The sequence below is a fragment of the Mycobacterium sp. OTB74 genome (genome assembly GCF_029892685.1).
GTDB lineage: Bacteria > Actinomycetota > Actinomycetes > Mycobacteriales > Mycobacteriaceae > Mycobacterium.
The window spans coordinates 22,392-47,077 of record NZ_JARXVD010000023.1; the positions used below are offsets into that span (position 1 = coordinate 22,392).

Here is a 24,686-nt window from a genome sequence, read left to right on the forward strand (position 1 = left end):
CGCCGAACCCACTGCGGGAACGTCTTTCACTCAGTCGGCACATCCGCGCACTCGCCGGCTGAGGCTTCTGACCGTCGGTGCGTCGAACACATTGGTGACCGCGAGGTGGGTTCCCAGGGCCGCGTTGATCGCGGCGACCGCACGCATCGCGGACAGTGAATCGCCACCCAGATCGAAGAAGGATTGATCGACCCCGACCCGCTCCGCCCCCAGCAGTCGGGTGTAGATGTCTGCCACGATCCGCTCCGCCTCGCTGGCCGGGGGCCGATTCGCATCGGCGACGTCGCAATGCCCGGATGCGATCGCCGACTCAGCTGCCGGCATCGCCTTGCGGACCTGCCCTTCCCAGACCCCGATGGATGCCAACGGCTGATTCGGTTCGGCGGTCATGGCCTCCAGCACTTGCTCGAATCGTTGCATCAGTATCTCGATACTGGCGGCCTCGAATACGTCAGTACGGAATTGGACGTGAAGAACCAGTTCCGGGCCCGGCACGGCTTGGATCGTGAGCGGGTAGTGGTAACAGTCGCGGCTGTCGACGTCGGTGATGGTCAGGTCGTCGGTGCTGGACATGATGGCGGTGTCGATGGGGTAGTTCTCGTAGACGAAGGCAGTGTCGAACAGCTTTGCCTGACCGACCGCTCGGTGAATCTCGTTAAGCCCCAGGTGTTCGTGGTCGAGTGTCTGATTATGCACCTTGTGCAACTGATCGAGCAGATCAGCGGTGGTGGTCGTCGGCTCAATCCTCGCGCGCATCGGCACCGTGTTGATCAACAAACCGATCATCGCATCTGCGCCGGCCACCTCTGCCGGCCGACCCGACACCACCACGCCGAAGGCGACATCACGTTGACCGGTGATAGCCATCAACAGCTGTGCCCAGGCAGCCTGCAGGACGGTGCTCACCGTGGTGTGGTGGGTACGCGCCAGTTCGTTCAACGCCAGCGTGGTCTGCTCCGGAACCCGCAGCGAGGTAACGTTTCGCGGACCCAACCCCAGGTCTGGCGGACCGACCAAGGTCGGAGTGTCGAAGCCCGCCAACACTTCTCGCCACGCATCGCGGGCAGCATCGAGGTCACGCTCGGCCAGCCAATCGACGAAGCGGCGGAACGGCACCGGTGCCGGCAGGCGCTGGCGGTAGTAGCCGGCGAACACCTCCCCCAACACGATCGGCAACGACCACCCGTCGAGCACGATGTGATGACTGGTCAACACCAACCGATGCTCATCGACACCGGTACGGATCAACACCGCCCGCATCGGGGACTCATTCGCCAGATCACATACCGCCGCACGCTCACCCGCACACAACCGCTCCATCCGCTCATCGCGGTCCTGGGCCTCACGGCCGACATCGACATACTGCCAAGGCAATTCGGCATCCGTCAGGATCACTTGGACCGGTTCGTCGAAGTAGATTCGCGGGTCCTGCCCACCGGCCGGCTCACAGAACCGCGCGACCAGATTGGGATGACGTTGGACGGCCGCCTGCACGGCCTCCTGCAGCCGGTACCGGTCGAGCCGGCCGTTCAACGTGACACCTATCTGCACCGCGTACACGTCATCGCCACAACTGTGAGCGACGTTGGCGTGGAACAACAATCCCTGCTGCAAAGGTGTCAGCGGCAGAACGTCGGCGACCTCGTGTGTCTGGCGCAGGTCATCGATCTGGTGCTGAGTCAGCCGCGCAGGGGCGATATCCGACGGGGTCAATCCCCCACCGCCGTCGCGCACATGCGCGCAGATGCCGGCCAGGGCGTCGAACCACAGCCCGGACAGCCGGGTGACCTGCGCGTGGTCCAGTGCCGAGAGCGCCCACGTCCACCCCGCCCGCAAACGGGGACCACCGACAGTGTCCACGGTGCCGGCATTGAGTTCGACGGTGTGCGCCAACGGCATCGGGACCGCCGCGGCCACACCGGTGAGCGCCCCACCGTCCTGGGCAACCCGCCACAACTCAGCAGAGACCTCACCGGCACCCATCCGGCCCAGATAGTTGAACCCGATCGCCGGGTCGGCGCCGGCCAGATCGACATCACAGTTCAGGTAGCGCAACAGCCCGTACGTCACGCCGTCCGGCAACGCCCGTAGTTGCTCCTTGGCGCCCTTGACGATCGGCCCCAAGTTCACATCACCGGCAAGCACCCGTTCCCAGTCCAACCCACCGACCGTGAGAGATACCGGGTACTTGGTGGTGAACCAGCCCACCGTCCGCGACAAATCGACAACGTCCCCACCGTCGGACAACTCTTCTTGGCGCCCATGGCCTTCGGCGTCGATGACAACCGGAGAGCCTGCGCTGCCGAGGAATTCGGTCAGCGCCAGCCCGAACGCAATCAACAGAATGTCATTTATCCCGGCGTGAAACGCCGCCGGAACCTCCCCCAGCAGCATCCGGGTCGTCTCGACATCCAACTCCACCGACAGACTGCCGGCGTTGGCATAAGTGTCCACCTCCGGGCGCACCGCCGGCAACGCGGCGGGCACCGCTGCGATCTGCCGCCACGCCTTAGCCGTGCTCACGACCTCCGGGCGATACGCATGCTCAACCAGGACCTGCGCCCACCGGGCGAAGGATGTCCGCGGCGCAGGTAACGCCACCGGCTGACCCCCACGATGCTGAGCCCACGCGAGATTGAAGTCCTCCAACAGGATTCGCCACGACACCCCATCAACCGCCAGATGATGCACGATCACCAACAACTGACCATCACAGGGCACCCACAGCGCGCTGACCATCGCCCCTGCCGCGGGGTTCAGCCGTGCTCGGGCCTTGGTGACCGCATCGTCGGTCAACACGTCGACGGTGTGCAGGCACGTGCGGGCATCCACCGCCCCCGGCTCGGGCACGCTCAGCGACCAACGACCGGCACCCGCTTGCGCGTCTTGGGCGGAGACGCGCAGCCGCAACATGGCATGTCGATCCAACACCGCCTGCAACACCACCACGACATCAGCCTCGGTCACCCCAACCGGCGCCTGAATCAACACGCTCTGGTTGAACTCATCAACCAGGCCCTGAAAATCGCGCAGCCACTGGATGATTGGCGTCGCCGACACCGGCCCGATGCCTTCGTCGACCACCTCATCATCACCGTCGACGACCATCGCAACCCGAGCCAAACCGGCCACCGACTGCTCAACGAACACATCCCGCGGCCGGAACACCACCCCCGCCGCACGGGCCCGCGCCACCACCTGCATCGACAAAATGCTGTCGCCGCCGAGTTCGAAGAACGAATCGTTCACCCCGACCCGCTCCACGCCCAGCACATGCGCGAAGATTCCGGCCACGATCTCCTCGACCGCATCCGAGGGTTCCCGATATACATCGGTAGCCCGATACTCCGGCGCCGGCAACGCTTTTCGATCAAGTTTGCCGTTGACCGTCAACGGCAACTCCTCCAACACCACCACCGTGGCAGGAACCATGAACTCGGGCAACCGATCTGCCAGTGCGGTACGCGCCGCCACCGGGTCCACATCGCCGGTCACATACCCCACCAGACGCTTGTCCCCCGGACGGTCTTCGCGGGCGATCACCACCGCCTGCTCGACACCATCCACGTCGCTGAGCGCGGCCTGGATTTCGCCGAGTTCGATGCGATACCCGCGAACCTTGACCTGCTCATCGGCGCGCCCCAGATACCGCAACTGACCATCGGCACCCCACGACACCAAATCTCCGGTGCGATACATCCGCGACCCCGGCGCCCCGAACGGACATGCCACGAACCGCGATCCGGTCAACGGCGCCCGCCGCCAATATCCCACTCCCACACCAGCACCGGCGATATACAACTCCCCGACCACACCGGCGGGCACCGGACGCAACCACCCGTCGAGCACGAACAACGCCGCCCCCGCCACCGGCGACCCGATCGGCGGAACACCCGAGCCGGCCGCCAGCGGCGCACTGATAGTGGCATACACCGTGGTCTCGGTCGGCCCGTAACCGTTGACCATCACCCGCCCCGGCGCCCACCGATCCACGACGTCGACGGGGCAGGTCTCACCGGCCACCATCAACGCCACCGAACCTAACCCAGCCGGCTCCAACGCCCCCGCCGCCGAGGGCGTCTGACTCAACACCGTCACACCCTCGGCCACCAACAACTCCTGCAGATCCCGCGGCGAGCGCACCACCTCGTCGGGTACCACCACCAGCCGGCCGCCATGGAGCAACGCCCCGAAGATCTCCCACACCGAATAGTCGAACGCCAACGACGAGCACTGCGACCACACTTGCCCCGGCGCCAATTCCACGCCGGCGTCGAGTCGATCGAACAACTGGGTCACATTCGCGTGGGTGACCGCCACTCCTTTCGGCACCCCGGTGGTGCCCGAGGTGTAAATCAGATGCGCGATGTCATCGGGCGCCGGCACCGACAGCGGCGTGCAGAGTTGGCTATCGATAGCGGGGTCGTCGACATCGATGACAAGCACATGGCGGCCGTCGAGCCGGTTGGCCAACCCGGCGCTGGTGATCGCGGCGATTGGTGCGGCATCGGCGAGCATGAACTCGACCCGTGCCTGCGGCAGTGCGGGGTCGATCGGCAGATAGGCTGCCCCAGCCTTGAGTATCGCCAACATCGCCACGATCGCCTCGGCCGACCGTTCCAGCAGCAGCGCCACACACCCGCCTGGGCCCGCACCACACCCAGTCAGCAAGTGCGCCAACCGATTCGATGCGTCGTCCAGTTCACGATAGGTCATGGAGCGGTCGTCAAAGGTCAGCGCCGCCGCCTGCGGCGTTCGAGCGACCTGCGCGGCGAACACCTCGGGCACCGAGACCGGCTCCCGCGGGGTTTGCGTCAGTATCGCCCGGTTGCCCAAGTCATCGAGACGGGCGTGCTCATCCTCGTCAAGCACATCCACCGACGACAACGGTTGCGCCGGGTCGGTGGTCATCGCCACCAACACCCGCTCCAACCGCCGGGCCAACGATTCAACGGAAGCTTCGTCGAACACATCCGTGCGGTATTCGACCCGACCACCGATGCCGGCCGGATCACCAGCCTCGGTCCGGTGTTCCGCCAACGAGAGCGACAGGTCCATCCGAGCGGTTTGGGTGTTCACCGGCATCGAAGAGATGGCCAGATCACCCGACGCCACCCCCACGCTCGAGGAATCGTTGGTACCGGCGGGCAGGTTCTGCCAGGCCAACATCACCTGAACCAACGGATGATGCGTCAACGACCGGGCCGGATTGAGCCGCTCCACAACCACTTCGAAGGGCACATCCTGATGCTCGTAAGCGGCCAAGCTTCGCGAGCGCACCTGGCCCAAGAGCTCGTCGACGGTGGGATCACCGGTTAAGTCGACGCGCAACACCAAGGTGTTAACGAAGAAACCCACCAACTCATCGAGCGCCGGATCACGCCGACCCGCGATCGGAAAACCCACCGCCACATCAGAACTCGCGCTAAGTTTGCCCAACAACACCGCCAGGGCGGCCTGCACCACCATAAAACTGGTCACGTTATGCTCACGCGCCAACCGAGCAACCCGCTGCTGCAGATCCGCCGACCAGTCCACCTCCACACTCGCCCCGCGATAATCGGCCACCTGCGGATAGGGGCGATCTGTCGGCAACGCCAACCGGTCCGGCAACCCCGCCAACGCATGCTGCCAATACGCCAACTGCCCCGCGATCGGGCTCGCACTATCGGCTAAATCACCGAACTGCCCCCGCTGCCACAACGTGTAATCCACATACTGCACCGGAAGATCCGCCAACCCCGGACCCTGACCCGCGCAACGCGCCGCATACGCCAGCCCCAGATCCCGGGTCAACGGCGCGATCGACCAGCCGTCGGCGGCGATATGGTGCACCACCGCCACCAACACATGCTCACTATCAGCAATACGGAAAAGCCTGGCCCGCAACGGAATCTCCACCGCCAAATCGAACGCGTGGCACACCACCGCGTCGATGGCCCCCTCCAGCTCGCCTTCCGACCATCCGGTCGCATCGACAACCTGCCAATCGAAATCCGCCTGGTCAGCAGCCACCACAACCTGCTGCGGCACACCCTCAACAGCGGCGAGAAGCGTCCGCAAACTCTCATGCCGACCCACCACATCCCCCAGCGCCGCACCCAACGCATCGGCATCCAGTGGCCCCGTCAACCGCAGCGCTACCGCCATGTTGTAAACCGCTGTGGGGCCTTGTAATTGGTCGAGGAACCACAACCGCGACTGCGCAAACGACAACGGCACCACCGCAGGCCGCTCCACCGCCACCAAGGGCTTGAGCCGGCCCTCGCCCGCCCGGATGCGAGGCGCCAACTGCGCCACCGTCGGCGCCTCGAACACGGTGCGCACCGCAAGGGCGGCATCCATCCCCGCATTGACCGCAGCGATCAGGCGCATCGCCGACAACGAGTCACCGCCGAGTTCGAAGAACGAATCGTCCACCCCGACCCGATCCAGCCCAAGCACCTGAGCATAAATCCCGGCCAGGATCTCCTCGGTCAGGGTGCTCGGAGCGCGATAACCGGCCCTGTCCTGATACTCCGGCGCCGGCAACGCCTTTCGATCAAGCTTGCCGTTGACCGTCAACGGTAGCGCATCGATGGCCACGATCGCCGAGGGAACCATGAACTCCGGCAACCGATCAACCAGCGCGGCACGTGCGGCACCGGTGTCCACATCGCCGGTCACATACCCCACCAGACGCTTATCCCCCGGACGGTCCTCGCGGGCGATCACCACCGCCTGCTCAACACCATCCAATCCGGCCAGCACAGTTCGGATTTCGCCCAGCTCGATCCGATACCCACGAATCTTGACCTGCTCATCGACGCGCCCCAGATACCGCAACTGACCATCGGCACCCCACGACACCAAATCTCCGGTGCGATACATCCGCGACCCCGGCACCCCGAACGGACACGCCACAAACCGCGACCCCGTCAACGGCGCCCGCCGCCAATACCCCACTCCCACACCAGCACCGGCGATATACAACTCCCCAACCACACCGGCGGGCACCGGCCGCAACCACCCATCGAGCACGAACAACGCGGTGGTCGGTGGCGGCGAACCGATAGGCGCCACCCCCGCCGCTGCCGACCCCCGCCCCATCGGAGCGGTGATCGCCGCGTACACGGTGGCTTCGGTGGGGCCGTAGGCGTTGATCATCATCCGCCCGGGCGCCCACTCGTCGACGACCTCCGATGGGCAGGCCTCGCCGCCGAGCAGCAGCGCCACCGACTCCAGTCCTTGCCGGCGCAGTGCCGCGACCGCGGACGGGGTTTGAGTGAGGACGTTGACGTGCTCGCGCACCAGCAAGGCATGGAAGTCCTCCGGCGAACGGACCACCTCATCGGGCACCACCACCAGCCGTCCGCCGGCCATCAGTGCCGCCCAGATCTCCCATACCGAGAAATCGAAGGCATACGAATGGCACTGCGTCCACACCTGCGCCGCCGGCAGGCCAATGGGCGGCGAATCCGCCAGATGGGCGAGATTGCGGTGGCTCAGCGCCACCGCTTTCGGGGCGCCGGTGGTGCCCGAGGTGTAAATCAGATACGCAATGTCATCGGGCGCCGGTGCCGGCAGCGGCGTGCGGGGTTGGCTCTGGATAGCGGAGTCGTCGACATCGATGACCAGTACATGGTGGCCGTCCAGACGGTCAGCTAGCCCGGCCGCGGTGATCACGGCGCTTGCATCGGCGTCGCTCAACATGAAGTCGACCCGTGCCTGCGGCAGCGCCGGATCGATCGCCAAGTACGCCGCCCCGGTTTTCAGTATCGCCAGCATCGTCACCACGGCGTGCGCCGAGCGCTCCAACAACAACGCCACGCACCCACCAGCGCACACACCGCGGTCAATCAGTAGATGTGCCAACCGATTCGACGCCTCATCGAGTTCGCAATAGGTCATCGACAGGTGGCCGGAGGTCACCGCCACCGCTTCCGGGGTTCGGGCAACCTGTGCGGTGAACAACTCGGGCACCGAGACCGGTTCCGGCGGCGCCTGCGTCAGGACCGCACGATTACCCAGCACATCCAGCGCGGCGCGCTCGCCGTCGTCGAGTACATCCACCGACGACAACGGCTGCGCCGGGTCGGTGGTCATGGCCACCAACACCCGCTCCAACCGCCGGGCCAACGATTCAACGGAAGCTTCGTCGAACACATCGGTGCGGTATTCCACCCGACCACCGATGCCGGCCGGATCACCAGCCTCGGTCTGGCGTTCGGCCAACGAGAACGACAGGTCCATCCGAGCAGTCTGGGTGTTCACCGGCATCGGAGAGATGGCCAGATCACCCGACGCCACCCCCACGCTCGAGGGATCGTTGGTACCGGCGGGCAGGTTCTGCCAGGCCAACATCACCTGGATCAGTGGGTGGTGGGCCAGTGACCGGGTGGGGTTGAGTCTTTCGACGAGGACCTCGAAGGGCACGTCCTGGTTTTCATAGGCGGCCAGGCTGCGCTGCTGCACCTGCGCTAACAGCTCAGCGACGGTCGGATCACCGGTTAAGTCGACGCGCAACACCAAGGTGTTGACGAAGAAACCCACCAGCTCATCGAGCGCCGGATCACGCCGACCCGCGATCGGAAAACCCACCGCCACATCAGAACTCGCACTCAACGTGCCCAACAGCACCGCCAACGCGGCCTGCACCACCATGAAACTGGTCACGTTATGCTCACGCGCCAACCGAGCAACCTTCTGCTGCAGATCCGCCGGCCAGTCCACCGCCACACTGGCCCCGCGATAATCGGCCACCTGCGGATAGGGGCGATCTGTCGGCAACGCCAACCGGTCCGGCAATCCCGCCAACGCATGCTGCCAGTACGCCAACTGCCCGGCGATCGGGCTACCGCTATCGGCCAGATCACCGAACTGCGCACGCTGCCACAACGTGTAATCCACATACTGCACCGGGAGATCCGCCCAATCGGGAGACTGCCCCACGCAGCGGCTGGCATAAGCCATACCCAGATCGGCGACCAACGGGGCGATCGACCAGCCGTCGGCAGCGATATGGTGCACCACCGCCACCAACACATGCTCACCATCAGCAATACGGAAAAGCCTTGACTGCAAAGGGATCTCCGTGGAGATATCAAACAGATGGCCGACCACGGCATCGATGGCGTCATCGAGTTGGATCTCCGACCAGCCGGTTGCATCGACAATCTGCCAACCGAAGTCAGCCCCATCGGCCTCGTGCACCCGCTGCCGGGCTACCCCACTGGGGGCCTCGATCAACGTCCGCAGGCTCTCATGCCGACCCACCACATCCCCCAGCGCCGCACCCAACGCATCGGCATCCAGTGGCCCCGTCAACCGCAGCGCTACCGGCATGTTGTAAACCGCTGTGGGGCCTTGTAATTGGTCGAGGAACCACAACCGCGACTGCGCAAACGACAACGGCACCACCGCAGGCCGCTCCACCGCCACCAAGGGCTTGAGCTGGCCCTCGCCCGCCCGGATGCGAGGCGCCAACTGCGCCACCGTCGGCGCCTCGAACACGGTGCGCACCGCAAGGGCGGCATCCATCCCCGCATTGACCGCAGCGATCAGGCGCATCGCCGACAACGAGTCACCGCCGAGTTCGAAGAAGGATTGGTCGGTGCTGACGCGTTCGAGCCCAAGCACCTGAGCATAAATCCCGGCCAGGATCTCCTCGGTCAGGGTGCTCGGAGCGCGATAACCGGCCCTGTCCTGATACTCCGGCGCCGGCAACGCTTTTCGATCAAGCTTGCCGTTGACCGTCAACGGTAGCGCATCGATGGCCACGATCGCCGAGGGAACCATGAACTCCGGCAACCGATCAACCAGCGCGGCACGTGCGGCACCGGTGTCCACATCGCCGGTCACATACCCCACCAGACGCTTATCGCCCGAACGGTCCTCGCGGGCGATCACCACCGCCTGCTCAGCACCATCCAATCCGGCCAGCACAGTTCGGATTTCGCCCAGCTCGATCCGATACCCACGAATCTTGACCTGCTCATCGACGCGCCCCAGATACCGCAACTGACCATCGGCACCCCACGACACCAAATCTCCGGTGCGATACATCCGCGACCCCGGCACCCCGAACGGACACGCCACAAACCGCGACCCCGTCAACGGCGCCCGCCGCCAATACCCCACTCCCACACCACCACCGGCGACATACAACTCCCCGACCACACCCGCCGGCACCGGCCGCAACCACCCATCCAGCACAAACAACGCCGCCCCCGCCACCGGCGAACCGATCGGCGGAACACCCGACCCCGCCGCCAGCGGCGCACTCATCGACACACACATCGTGGTCTCGGTCGGGCCGTACCCGTTGACCATCACCCGACCCGGCGCCCACGCATCAACCACCTCGGCAGGGCAGGCCTCACCGGCCACCATCAACGCCACCGAACCCAACACGGCCGGATCCAATGCGGCCACCGCCGAGGGTGTCTGACTCAACACCGTCACACCCTCGGCCACCAACAACGCCTGCAAATCCTGCGGCGAGCGCACCACCTCATCGGGCACCACCACCACCCGGCCGCCATGGAGCAAAGCCCCGAAGATCTCCCACACCGACACGTCGAACGCCAACGAATGACACTGCGACCACACCCGATCCGGGCCCATCGGCAAAGCGCCCGCCCACGACACCAACAACCCGGTGACACTGCCGTGAGTAACCGCCACCCCCTTGGGCACCCCCGTGGTGCCCGAGGTGTAAATCAGATACGCAACCTCACCCGGGGACGGCACCGGCAGCGGCGTGCAGGGTTGACTCCCGATCGCGGGATCATCCACATCGACGACCAGCACATCGTGACCGCCCACCCGGTCAGCCAACCCGGCCGTGGTGATGACCACGATCGGCGCGGCATCATCGAGCACAAACCCGACCCGCGACCCCGGCAATCCCGGATCGATCGGCACATACCCCGCCCCGGCCTTAAGCACCGCCAACAACGCCACGATCGCCTCGGCCGACCGCTCCAGCAGCACCCCCACACACCGTCCCGGACCAGCACCACACCCAACCAACAAGTGCGCCAACCGATTCGACGCCTCATCCAACTCGCCATAACTCATGCAGTGGCCCTCGGAGGTCACCGCCACCGCCTGTGGGGTTCGGGCGGCCTGCGCGGCGAAGACCCCGGGCACCGACACCGGTTCCGGCGGCGTCTGCATCAGGACCGCACGATTACCCAGCACAGCTAGCGCGGCGCGCTCAACGTCGTCGAGCACATCCACCGACGACAACCGCTGCGCCGGGTCAGTGGTCATCGCCACCAACACCCGCCCCAACCGCCCAACCAACGCTGCGACAGACGCCTCATCAAACACATCAGTCCGGTATTGGATCCGCAGGTTCAGCACGTCACCGGGCATGGCTTGGATCGTGAGTGAGTAATGGTTGTACTCGTGGTTGGTGAGTTCGGTGATGGTCAGGTCGTCGGTGCTGGCCATGGTGGTGGTGTTGATGGGGTAGTTCTCGTAGACGAAGGCGGTGTCGAACAGTTGGTGGTGGCCGCTGAGGTGGTGAATCTCGTTGAGCCCCAGGTGTTCGTGGTCGAGTGTCTGGTTACGGACCTTGTGCAACTGAGCGAGCAGATCAGCGGTGGTCGTGGTCGGCTCAATCCTCGCGCGTACCGGCACCGTGTTGATCAACAAACCGACCATCGCATCCACGCCGGCCACCTCGGCCGGCCGGCCTGAGACCACCGCACCGAACACGACATCACTGCGGCCGGTCAACCCCATCAACAGCTGCGCGAACGCCGCCTGCAACACCGTGCTCACCGTGGTCTGACACGACCGCGCCAACTCCGCCACCGCCGCAGTGGTCTGCTCGGACAACCCGAACATCGCGGTCGCCCGCGGGCCCGGCCCGACGCGATCGGGCGGACCCACCAGCGTCGGAGCATCGACACCGGCCAACACCTCGCCCCAGACGGCGCGGGCGCCATCGACGTCGCGGTCGGCGAGCCAATCGACGAACCGGCGGAACGGCACCGGCGCGGGCAGCCGCTGGCGGTAGTAGCCGGCGAAGACCTCACCCAACACAATCGGCAACGACCAGCCATCGAGCACGATGTGATGACTGGTCAACACCAACCGATGCTCATCAACACCGGTACGGATCAACACCGCCCGCATCGGAGACTCATTCGCCAGATCACACACCACCGCACGCTCACCCGCACACAACCGCACGATCCGCTCATTGCGGTCGAGTCCATCACGGCTCAGATCAACGTACTGCCAAGGCAATTCTGGTTGAGTCGACAGAATCTGAACGGGCACCTCGAACCGGTCGACGAACCGCGCGGCCAAGTTCGGGTGCCGAGACACCACCGACTGCACCGCATCCCGCAGCCGGTGGTGATCGAGTCGGCCGCTCAAAGTCAGATCGAGCTGCACGGCATACACATCGTCGTCGCCAGAACTGTGAGCGACGTTGGCGTGGAACAACAATCCCTGCTGCAGGGGTGTCAACGGCAAAATATCAGCCACCCGATACTGCGCGCCCAGGTCATCGATCTGGCACTGAGTCAGCCGCGCAGGCGCAATATCCGACGGGGTCAACCCGCCCCCACCACCACGCACATGCGCGCAGATACCGGCCAGAGCGTCAAACCACAGCCCGGACAGGCGGGTGACCTGGACGTGGTCCAGTGCCGAGAGCGCCCACGTCCACCCCGCCCGCAAACGGGGACCATCGACAGTGTCCACGGTGCCGGCGTTGAGTTCGACGGTGTGTGCCAACGGCATCGGGACCGCCGCGGCCACACCGGTGAGCGCCCCACCGTCCTGGGCAACCCGCCACAAATCAGCAGAGACCTCACCGGCACCCATGCGGCCCAGATAGTTGAACCCGATCGCCGGATCGGCGCCGGCCAGATCGACATCACAGTTCAGGTAGCGCAACAGCCCGTACGTCACGCCGTCCGGCAACGCCCGTAGTTGCTCCTTGGCGCCCTTGACGATCGGCCCCAAGTTCACATCACCGGCGGCCACCTGGCCCCAATCCAACCCACCGACGGTCAACGCCACCGGGTACTTGGTGGTGAACCAGCCCACCGTCCGCGACAAATCAACATCGGCCAGTTCTTCCTGACGCCCGTGGCCTTCCGCGTCGATGACGACGGGTGCCCCTGCGGTGCCCAGGAATTCGGTCAACGCCAGCCCGAACGCGATCAACAGAACGTCGTTGATCCCGGCATGGAACGCCGCCGGCACCTCCCCCAGCAACATCCGGGTCGTCTCGACATCCAACTCGGTCGACAAACTGCCGGCATTGGCATAGCTGTCCACCTCCGGGCGCACCGCAGGCAAGGCTGCCGGCACCGCCGCGATCTGCCGCCAGCACTCCGCGGTGTTCACCACCTCCGGGCGATACGCATGCTCAACCAGGACCTGCGCCCACCGGGCGAAAGATGTGCGCGGCGCGGGCAGCACGACCGGCTGTCCCCCACGATGCTGGACCCACACAAGGTTCAAGTCCTCCAACAGGATTCGCCACGACACCCCATCAACAGCCAGATGATGCACGATCACCAACAACTGGCCAGTGGCGGCCGACCACAGGGCGCTGACCATCACCCCGGCCGCAGGGTTCAGCCGCGATCGAGCCTCGATGACCGCGTCGTCGGTCAACACGTCAACGGTGTGCAAGCAGGTGCGGGCATCCACCGACCCCGACTCGGGCACGCTCAAAAGCCAAGCACCGGCACCGTCGTCCTCGACACGCATGCGCAACATGGCATGCCGATCCAGCACCGCTTGCAACACCACCAGCACGTCAGCCTCAGACACCCCAACCGGAGCCTGAATCAACACGCTCTGGTTGAACTCATCGACCGGACCCTCAACATCGTGCAGCCACGAGATGATTGGAGTCGTCAGCAGCGGGCCGATGCCTTCGTCGACCGCCTCACCATCACCGTCGAGGACCGTCGCAACCCGCGCCAGCCCGGCCACCGACTGCTCTACGAACACATCCCGCGGCCGGAACACCACCCCCGCCGCACGCGCCCGCGCCACCACCTGCATCGACAAAATGCTGTCGCCGCCGAGTTCGAAGAAGGATTGGTCGGTGCTGACGCGTTCGAGTCCGAGGACTTGGGCGTAAATCCCGGCCAGGATCTCCTCGGTCAGGGTGCTCGGAGCGCGATAACCGGCCCTGTCCTGATACTCCGGCGCCGGCAACGCTTTTCGATCAAGCTTGCCGTTGACCGTCAACGGTAGCGCATCGATGGCCACGATCGCCGAGGGAACCATGAACTCCGGCAACCGATCAACCAGCGCGGCACGTGCGGCACCGGTGTCCACATCGCCGGTCACATACCCCACCAGACGCTTATCGCCCGAACGGTCCTCGCGGGCGATCACCACCGCCTGCTCAACACCATCCAATCCGGCCAGCACAGTTCGGATTTCGCCCAGCTCGATCCGATACCCACGAATCTTGACCTGCTCATCGACGCGCCCCAGATACCGCAACTGACCATCGGCACCCCACGACACCAAATCTCCGGTGCGATACATCCGCGACCCCGGCACCCCGAACGGACACGCCACAAACCGCGACCCCGTCAACGGCGCCCGCCGCCAATACCCCACTCCCACACCAGCACCGGCGACATACAACTCCCCGACCACACCCGCCGGCACCGGACGCAACCACCCATCCAGCACAAACAACGCCGCCCCCGCCACCGGCGAACCGATCGGCGGAACACCCGAGCCGGCCGCCAGCGGCGCACTCATCGACACACACATCGTGGTCTCGGTCGGCCCGTACCCGTTGACCATCACCCGACCCGGCGCCCACGCATCAACCACCTCGGCAGGGCAGGCCTCACCGGCCACCATCAACGCCACCGAACCCAACACGGCCGGATCCAATGCGGCCACCGCCGAGGGTGTCTGACTCAACACCGTCACACCCTCGGCCACCAACAACGCCTGCAAATCCTGCGGCGAGCGCACCACCTCATCGGGCACCACCACCACCCGGCCGCCATGGAGCAACGCCCCGAAGATCTCCCACACCGACACGTCGAACGCCAACGAATGACACTGCGACCACACCTGATCCGGGCCCATCGGCAAAGCGCCCGCCCACGACACCAACAACCCGGTGACACTGCCGTGAGTAACCGCCACCCCCTTGGGCACCCCCGTGGTGCCCGAGGTGTAAATCAGATACGCAACCTCACCCGGGGACGGCACCGGCAGCGGCGTGCAGGGTTGACTCCCGATCGCGGGATCATCCACATCGACGACCAGCACATCGTGACCGCCCACCCGGTCAGCCAACCCGGCCGTGGTGATGACCACGATCGGCGCGGCATCATCGAGCACAAACCCGACCCGCGACCCCGGCAATCCCGGATCGATCGGCACATACCCCGCCCCGGCCTTAAGCACCGCCAACAACGCCACCACCGCCCGAGCCGACCGCTCCAGCAGCACCCCCACACACCGTCCCGGACCAGCACCACACCCAACCAACAAGTGCGCCAACCGATTCGACGCCTCATCCAACTCGCCATAACTCATACAGCGGCCCTCGGAGGTCACCGCCACCGCCTGTGGGGTTCGGGCGGCCTGCGCGGCGAACAACTCGGGCACCGACACCGGTTCCGGCGCGGGCCCCGACAGCACTGCCCGGTTACCCCACCCATCAAGACCAGCACGCTCACCGGCATCCAACACATCCACCGACGACAACCGCCGGCCCGGGTCAGCGGTCATCGCCACCAACACCCGCCCCAACCGCCCAACCAACGCTGCGACAGACGCCTCATCAAACACATCAGTCCGGTATTGGATCCGACCACCGATGCCGGCCGGATCACCAGCTTCAGTCCAGCGATCTCCGAGGAGGAATACCAAATCCATTTGGGCGGCTTGGGTATTCACCGGTATCCGGGCGACCTCCAGATCGCCCAAGACCAAGCCCTCTGCAGGGTCGGCACCTAGTCCGGGCAAGTTCTCCCAGGCCAATGTCACCTGGATCAGTGGGTGGTGGGCCAGTGACCGGGTGGGGTTGAGTTTTTCGACGAGGACCTCGAAGGGCACGTCCTGGTTTTCATACGCGGCCAGGCTGCGCTGCTGCACCTGGGCCAGCACCTCAGCGACGGTCGGATCGCCGGTTAAGTCGACGCGCAACACCAAGGTGTTCACGAAGAATCCGACCAACTCATCAAGTGCCTGGTCACGGCGCCCCGCAATCGGAAAGCCGAACGCCACATCAGAACTCGCGCTCAAAGTGCCCAGCAGCACCGCCAACGCAGCCTGCATCACCATGAAGCTGGTGACGTTGTGCTCACGCGCCAACCGAGCAACCCGCTGCTGCAGATCAGGCGACCAGTCCACCTCCACACTCGCCCCGCGATAATCGGCTACCTGTGGATACGGACGATCTGTAGGCAAGGCCAGTCGGTCCGGCAGTCCTGCCAACGCGTTCTGCCAGTACGCCAACTGCCCAGCGATCAAGCTGTCCCCGTCGTCCAAATCGCCGAACTGCGCACGCTGCCACAACGTGTAATCCACGTACTGCACCGGAAGATCCGCCCAGCCCGGAGCCTGCCCCACACAACGAGCCGCATACGCCACGCCCAGATCCCGGGTCAATGGGGCGATCGACCAGCCATCACCCGCGATATGGTGCAACACCGCCACCAACACATGCGCACCATCACCGACTCGGAAAAGCCTGGCCCGCAACGGAATCTCCACCGCCAGATCAAACGCGTGGCACACCGCGGCGTCGATGGCCGCGTCGAGTTGCCCTTCCGGCCAACCCCTCGAATCGACAATCTCCCAACCGAAATCCAACTGATCAGGGGACAGCACCACCTGCCGGGGAATCCCCTCGGGCGCCGCGATCACCGTCCGCAGGCTTTCATGCCGGCCCACCACATCGGCCAGCGCCGCACCCAACGCGTCGGTATCCAGGTGCCCGGTCAGCCGCAGCGCTACCGCCATGTTGTACACCGGTGAGGGGCCTTGCAATTGGTCGATGAACCACAACCGCGACTGCGCGAACGACAACGGCAGCACCGCGGGCCGCTGTTGCACCGTCAACGCGGCCCCCACCCGTTCCCCGGCATGCGTGCTGATCCATTCGGCCAACCCAGCCACGGTCGGCGCGTCGAACAACACCCGGATCGGGACCTCAACGCCCAGCTCCGCCCGGACCCGCGAGATCAAACGCGTCGCCGATAATGAATGCCCACCCAGATCGAAGAACGAATCGTCGATACCGACCCGCGTCGCCCCGAGAACTTCGCCGAACAATGCGGCCAACAACCGTTCCCGCGGGTCACGTGGCGCCCGATACGCCACCCCACTGACGAACTCCGGTGCCGGCAACGCTTTTCGGTCAAGCTTGCCGTTCACCGTCACCGGCAACGACCCCAGCACCATGATCGCCGCCGGCACCATGAACTCGGGCAACCTGGCGGCCACAAAGTCACGCAGTTCAGCGGACCGTTCAATGGCCGACGGATCATTGACGGTCCCGGCGAGGGAACCGTTGCGGGCGGCGGAGGGCAGGTACAGATCCGACAGCACGGGCAGCGCGGCGCCATTGGCCGGCTCGGGGATCCGCGTGTAGATGAGGTCCACCCAACCCGCGGTCGGCGACCAGGTCACCGCTGTGGCGTAGCCCAATTCCTGCCCCAGCAGATGACACTGGTGCGGCAACACCGCATCGAGTACGGATACGCCGGCACGTAACTCAGTGACGCGCACCCGATCACCGGCCCGCGCCAACGCCCGCGCCAGCGCCACATCGGGCCATACCGCGGCATTGGGCACCCCGGTGACACGCAGCTCCGGACGATGGTGCGACCGAAGATATTCCCTCAACTTGACGAGGCTGCCGAACCGCTGCCACGGTTCCGACGGTAGGTCCGCAGCCGAGCGCACCGGCACCGGCGCCTTGCGCAGCACCACCTCATACCGATAACCGCTCAGTTCGTTGACCGCACCCATCCGCTTGAGCTGCACATCGACCGCAGCGATGTCGGGAAGATGCTGCGGCAACGCGGCAAAGAACTCCGGCGCCAACAACAGTTCCTGCTCGGCCAGCATTTCCCGGCGCACCCGCTCCCGCATCACCGCAGCGGTGTCCTCGCCAGTGGAGGTGTCGGCACACATCACCCCGGTGGTGAACTCCCGCAACAACGACAAGTTCCGCACATCACCGATGAACAACGCCCCGCCCGGCGCCAGCAGCCGCATCGCCACCGCCAACACATCCAGCAGATACCCCGCGCTCGGGAAGTACTGGACCACCGAGTTGAGCACCACCACATCGAAATGCCCCGCCGGCAACCCCTCGGCCACATCGGCCGGCTGCACCCGCAACCGCACCCGATCACCCCACGGCTGCGCCGCCACCGCCGCCTGCAGTGTCTGAATCGTCGGCGCGGAAAAGTCCGTACCCCAATACTGCTCACACGCCGGGGCCACCTGCGCGAGCAACAGCCCCGTACCCACCCCGATCTCCAACACCCTTTGCGGCTGCAGAGCCAGGATCCGATCGACGGTGGCCGCCTGCCATTCGTGCATCTGCCCCAACGGGATCGGCGCCCCGGTGTAGCTGCTGTGCCAGCCCGCGAAGTCCTCCCCCAACGCGGCCGCCGGCGCACCCTCGGTGAATGTCGAACCCGAATACAGCCCCTCATACAGGCCGTGCCACTGCTCGACCAGCTGCGCTTCCCGTTCAGGTTCGCGGACCAGCATCATCTCCCGGTCCAACACCACATATCCCACCAACTGCTTATCGCTGACCCCGTCGCCAGCAGCGGCCGTGGTTGTGTGGGTGACCGCCACCGCCTGCCCCACCCGGGGATGAGCGGTCAGCGCAGCCTGCACCTCGCCGAGTTCGATGCGGTACCCGCGCACCTTGACCTGCTCATCAGCACGCCCCAAATACCGCAACTGCCCATCCGGACCCCACGACACCAGATCCCCGGTCCGATACATCCGCGCCCCAGACCCCCCGAACGGACACGCCACAAACCGTGTTGCGGTCAACCCGCCCCGCCGCCAATACCCCACTCCCACACCACGACCCGCCAAATACAACTCACCGACCACCCCCGCCGGCACCGGACGCAACCACTTGTCCAACACAAAGAACGCCGCCCCCGCAGTCGGCGCACCGATCGGGGGCGCACCCGACCCCACTGTCAGCGGCGCGCTCTTGCACAGCCACATCGTCGTCTCGGTCGGACCGTACACATTGACCATCACCCGACCCGGCGCCCACCGATCCACCAACTCCAGCGAACACGGTTCAGCACCGATCACCAACGCCGTCGACTCCAACCCCTCAGTCGGCAGCACCGCAACCGCAGACGGAGTCTGGGTGAGCACACTGACCTTTTCACCGACCAACAACGCATGGAAATCATCCGCCGACCGGGCCACCGCATCGGGCACCACCACCAGCCGCCCACCATGGAGCAACGCACCCCAGATCTCCCACACCGAGAAATCGAACGCATAGGAATGGCACTGCGACCACACCTGCCCCGGCGCCAACTCCACCCCGATCTGCAGCGAGTCAAACAACTGAGTGACATTGCGCTGAGTGACCGCCACCCCCTTGGGCACCCCCGTGGTGCCCGAGGTGTAAATGATGTGGGCCATATTGTCGGCGGCCGGCATCGGCAATGGGGTCGCGAGCTGGGATCGGATCACGGGATCGTCCACATCGACGATGACCGACACGTCATGCCCGTCCAGTCGCGACCGCAATTCGGCGGTGGTGACGACCGCGATGGGCGCGGCATCGGCGAGCATGAACCCGATTCGCGCCGTGGGCGACGCCGGATCGATCGGAACATACGCCGCCCCGGTTTTGAGTACCGCCAGGATCGCCACGATCGCCTCGGCCGAGCGGGAGAACAGGACCGCCACAGTCGCACCCGGGCGCGCACCACACTCAGTCAGCCAGTGCGCCAACCGATTCGACGCCTCATCCAACTCCCGATACGACCACGAGCGGCCACCACAGGTCAGCGCCACCGCCCCCGGAGCACGCGCCACCTGCGCGACGAACACCTCGGGCACCGTCACCCCCACCGGCGCGGGCCCCGAAAGCACCGCGCGGTTGCCGAACTCATCAAGGCGTGCACGCTCAGCCTCGTCGAGTACATCCACCGACGACAACCGCTGCCCCGGGTCGGCGGTCAGCGCCACCAACACCCGCTCCAACTGTCGGGCCAGTGTTTCAATGGTGGCTTCGTCGAAAACGTCGGTGCGGTACTCCACCCGGCCGCCGATCCCGGCAGGATCACCAGCCTCGGTCCAGCGATCTCCGAGAAAGAACACCAAATCCATTCTGGCGCTACGGGTATCCGCCGACAGTTCGCTGACCTGCACATCACCCAGATTCAGCCCGTGCGCAAGATCGTCGTTGTCGTACCCGGGGAAGTTCTGCCAACCCAACATCACCTGAATCAGCGGATGATGAGCCAGCGACCGGGTCGGGTTGAGCCGCTCCACAAGCACTTCGAAGGGCACGTCCTGGTTTTCGAAGGCGGCCAGACTGCGCTGCTGGACCTGCGCTAACAGCTCGGCCAGGGTGGGATCACCGGCCAGATCGACCCGCAACACCAGCGTGTTGACGAAGAAACCCACCAGCTCATCGAGCGCCTGATCACGCCGCCCCGCGATCGGAAACCCCACCGCCACATCAGAACTCGCACTCAATCTGCCCAACAGCACCGCCAGGGCGGCCTGCACCACCATGAAGCTGGTCACGTTATGCTCACGCGCCAACCGAGCAACCTTGTGCTGCAGATCGGGCGACCAGTCCACCGCCACACTGGCACCGCGATAGTCAGCTACCTGTGGATAGGGACGATCCGTCGGCAACGCCAACCGCTGCGGCAACCCCGCCAACGCCTGCATCCAATAACTCAACTGCCCGGCGATCAGGCTGTCCCCGTCGCCCAGATCGCCGAATTGTCCACGCTGCCACAACGTGTAATCCACGTACTGCACCGCCAAATCCGCCCACCCCGGACCCTGACCGGTACAACGAGCGGCGTAAGCGATCCCTAGATCGCGGGTCAACGGCGTGATCGACCAACCATCCCCCGCGATATGGTGCAGCACCGCGACCAACACATGCTCATCGTTGCCGACACGGAAAAGCCTGGCCCGCAACGGAATCTCCACCGCAAGATCGAAGCGATGAAGCGTCACCTCTTCAACAGCACGATCCAACTCCCCCACCGACCAGCCGGTCGCATCGACAACCTGCCAACCGAAATCAGCCCGATCCGAGTCGATCACAACCTGCTGCGGCACACCCTCAACAGCGGCGAAAAGCGTCCGCAGGCTCTCATGCCGGCCGACCACATCCGACAGCGCCGCACCCAAGGCGTCGACGTCCAGGTGTCCGCAGATCCGATAGGCGACCGGCATGTTGTACGTCGCGACTCGTCCCTCGAACCGGTTGAGGAACCACAACCGGGACTGGGCGAAGGACAGCGGCACTGCCGCGGGCCGCTCGGCGGCCACCAAGGGCTCGAGCCGATCCGCGCCCGCACCAACGCGGGCCGCCAGTTGGGCGACCGTCGGCGCCTCGAATAGAGCGCGCACCGAAGGACGCAGATCGAGACCGGTATTGACCGCAGCGATCAGGCGCATCGCCGACAACGAGTCACCGCCGAGTTCGAAGAACGAATCGTCCACCCCGACCCGATCCAGCCCCAGCACCTGAGCATAAATCCCGGCCAGGATCTCCTCGGTCAGGGTGCTCGGAGCGCGATAACCGGCCCTGTCCTGATACTCCGGCGCCGGCAAGGCCCGCTTATCCAGCTTGCCGTTAACCGTCAACGGCAACACATCCAACACCACCACCGCAGCCGGAACCATGAACTCCGGCAACCGATCAGCCAGCGCAGCCCGCATCGAAACCGGATCCAAGGAGGCTGAATCCCCGGTGACATATCCCACCAGACGCTTGTCCCCCGGACGGTCCTCGCGGACAATCACCGCCGCGGTTTCGACCGGCGGATAGGCCACCAAAGCCGCTTCGACCTCACCGAGTTCGATGCGATACCCACGAATCTTGACCTGCTCATCGGCACGTCCCAGATAGCGCAACTGCCCGTCCGCGCCCCAACACACCAGATCCCCGGTGCGATACATCCGCAATCCCGGAGCCCCGAACGGGCACGCCACAAACCGCGATCCCGTCAGCCCGGCCCGGCCCACATAGCCGACTCCCACACCGCGGCCCGCTACATACAACTCCCCGACCACACCGGAAGGCACCGGGCGTAACCACGCATCGAGGACGAACAGCGCCGCGCCCGGCACCGGCGATCCGATCGGCACCACACCCCGGCCCGGCTTCAACGGCGTAGTCCACGCCGGTCCCATCGTCGTCTCAGTTGGGCCGTACCAATTGATCATCACGTGCCGAGGCGCCCAGCGATCCACCAACTCCGCCGGACACGCCTCACCGGCCACCACTAACGCTACCGGTCCCAAACCCACAGGCGAGAGCACGCCTGCCGCCGACGGGGTCTGGGTGAGCACGCTGACCTGTTCAGCGACCAGCAATGCGTGGAACTCGTCCGGTATGCGCGATACCGAATCGGGCACCACCACCAACCGGCCGCCGTGCAACAGCGGACCCCAGATCTCCCACACCGAGAGGTCGAAGGCATACGAATGGCATTGTGTCCAAACGCCTTCCCCCGGAAAGTGGGCGGGCAGTGTCTCCATCAGTTGAGTGACGTTGTGGTGGGTGATGGCCACCCCCTTGGGCACCCCGGTGGTGCCCGAGGTGTAGATCAGGTACGCGATGTCACCCGGCGCCGGCAGGGGCCGTGGTGTGCAGGGTTGGCTCTCGATCGCGGGATCATCCACATCGATGACAAGCACATGGTGGCAGTCGAGCCTAGAGCACAGCCCCGCAGTAGTGATCACGGCGACCGGCGCGGCATCATCGATCATGAAGTCGACCCGTGCCTGCGGCAGCGCCGGATCGATCGGCACATAGGCCGCCCCAGCCTTGAGTACCGCCAACATCGCCACGATCGCCTCAGCCGACCGGGACAACAGCAGCGCCACACACTGTCCCGGGCCAGCGCCGCGTCCAGTCAGCAAGTGCGCCAACCGATTCGACGCCTCATCCAGTTCGCGATAGGTCATGGAGCGGGCGTCGAAGGTCAGCGCCGCCGCCTGCGGGGTTCGGGCCACCTGCGCGGCGAACAACCCGGGCAGCGCGACCGGCTCCGGCGGCGCCTGCGTCAGGACCGCACGATTGCCCAACTCATCAAGACGGGCGCGCTCACCCTCGTCGAGCACATCCACCGACGACAACCGCCGCCCCGGATCAGCGGCCATCACAACCAACACCCGCTCCAACCGGCCCGCTAAATCCGAGGTGTTGAAACGTGAAAACGGTTGCCCGGCACCGGCGGTAGTGAATGACTGCTCGTCACCGACGCCGAGAAAGAACAGCCCGAAGTGATCTACCGGGCCGTAGGTAGTGTAGGTCGCCGTCGTCGGAGCACCACCGAGCTCTAACGCGATTCTGGCCGGCACAAAATTGAGAACTACCCGATTCCTCGCCGGCCCTGGGCCGCGAAGGTTACCAGCACCCTCTTCGAGGAGGCGGACTGGAAACCGCTGATGTTTCAACGCTTCTCGCGTTCGGGTGTCCACGTGGTTGCAGAAATCGGCGATTGAAGATTCCGACGATGGGTTCAATACCAGCGGAACAACCCCGGCAACCATCCCGGGAAGTAGCTTCGACCCAGGGTGCACTCGCCTGCTGACCGGGAAGTCGAGAACCACTTCCGAACCGCCAGCACCGAACCCACTCACCAGGAGTGCGCAGGCCGCCGTGAGAACCGATGTTCGACGGACACCCAACTCTTTGGACAGCGCTTTGATGCGGCCGACGACGGACGGGTCCAATTGAACCGACGCAGACGGCCAATACGATTCGCTTTCGCCCGCACCTCGGGGTAACTGATGATCCGGTGCGTGTCCCGCTGGAAGGTTCTCGCTCCAGTAGGCCCGATCTTCCAGATAATCGGCGGACGCTTCGTATTCCAATTCGCTGTTGACCAGATCCTGCAGCGAGCCGAAGAACGCGGGAGGGACGGGCCTGCCAGAAACGACTGCGGAGTAGATGGCCGCAATCCGCCTGCCTACCAGCGCAATACCCGATCCGTCTGTGATGATGTGGTGGAAGCACCCGAACCAGTAATGCTCGTCCGCTCGCGTCCGAAATAGCGCGAATTTGAACAGCGGGCCGGTGAGCGGCATCAACGTACGTTGGATCGACTCAGCTATCCCACGTGCTTCCTGCACGGGATCGCGCGAGCCGCAGAGGTCATAGAAGGCCAACTCGACGTCCGGGTTGTCGATCGCCCGCTGGAAGACCTGGCCATCAACCTCGAAGAAGGTGGCCCTGAATGGTTCGGCCTCTTGCAGTGCTTGCCGGATCGCCCGCTCGAGGTGATCGCGTACTACGGTCCCATCGATTCTCACGAAGAGACCGAGCTGCCATTCCGTACCGGAGTGACCTAATTCCTGACCCAGCCATATATCCAGCTGGCCGCGCGTCAATGGAACCGCGCCGTCGTCAAGCTCCATCTGACCCCCAATCCGCACGCTTAACCCAACAGCCGACCCGCGGGCTGTTCGCTCAGACTCAA

Annotated in this window: 1 protein-coding gene; it reads right to left on the reverse strand. The window is 65.2% G+C overall.

From position 1 onward, the window contains the following. Positions 1 to 30 precede the first annotated feature (30 nt). A complete protein-coding gene (locus M2432_RS24255) occupies positions 31 to 24,624 on the reverse strand; it encodes a non-ribosomal peptide synthase/polyketide synthase (RefSeq protein WP_280829395.1) in 24,594 nt (8,197 codons plus the stop codon). Positions 24,625 to 24,686 lie beyond the last annotated feature (62 nt).

Coding starts and splice junctions, on each gene's coding strand:
- M2432_RS24255 (WP_280829395.1), bottom strand. CDS start 24,624: ATGGAGCTTGACGACGGCGCGGTTCCATTGACGCGCGGCCAGCTGGAT.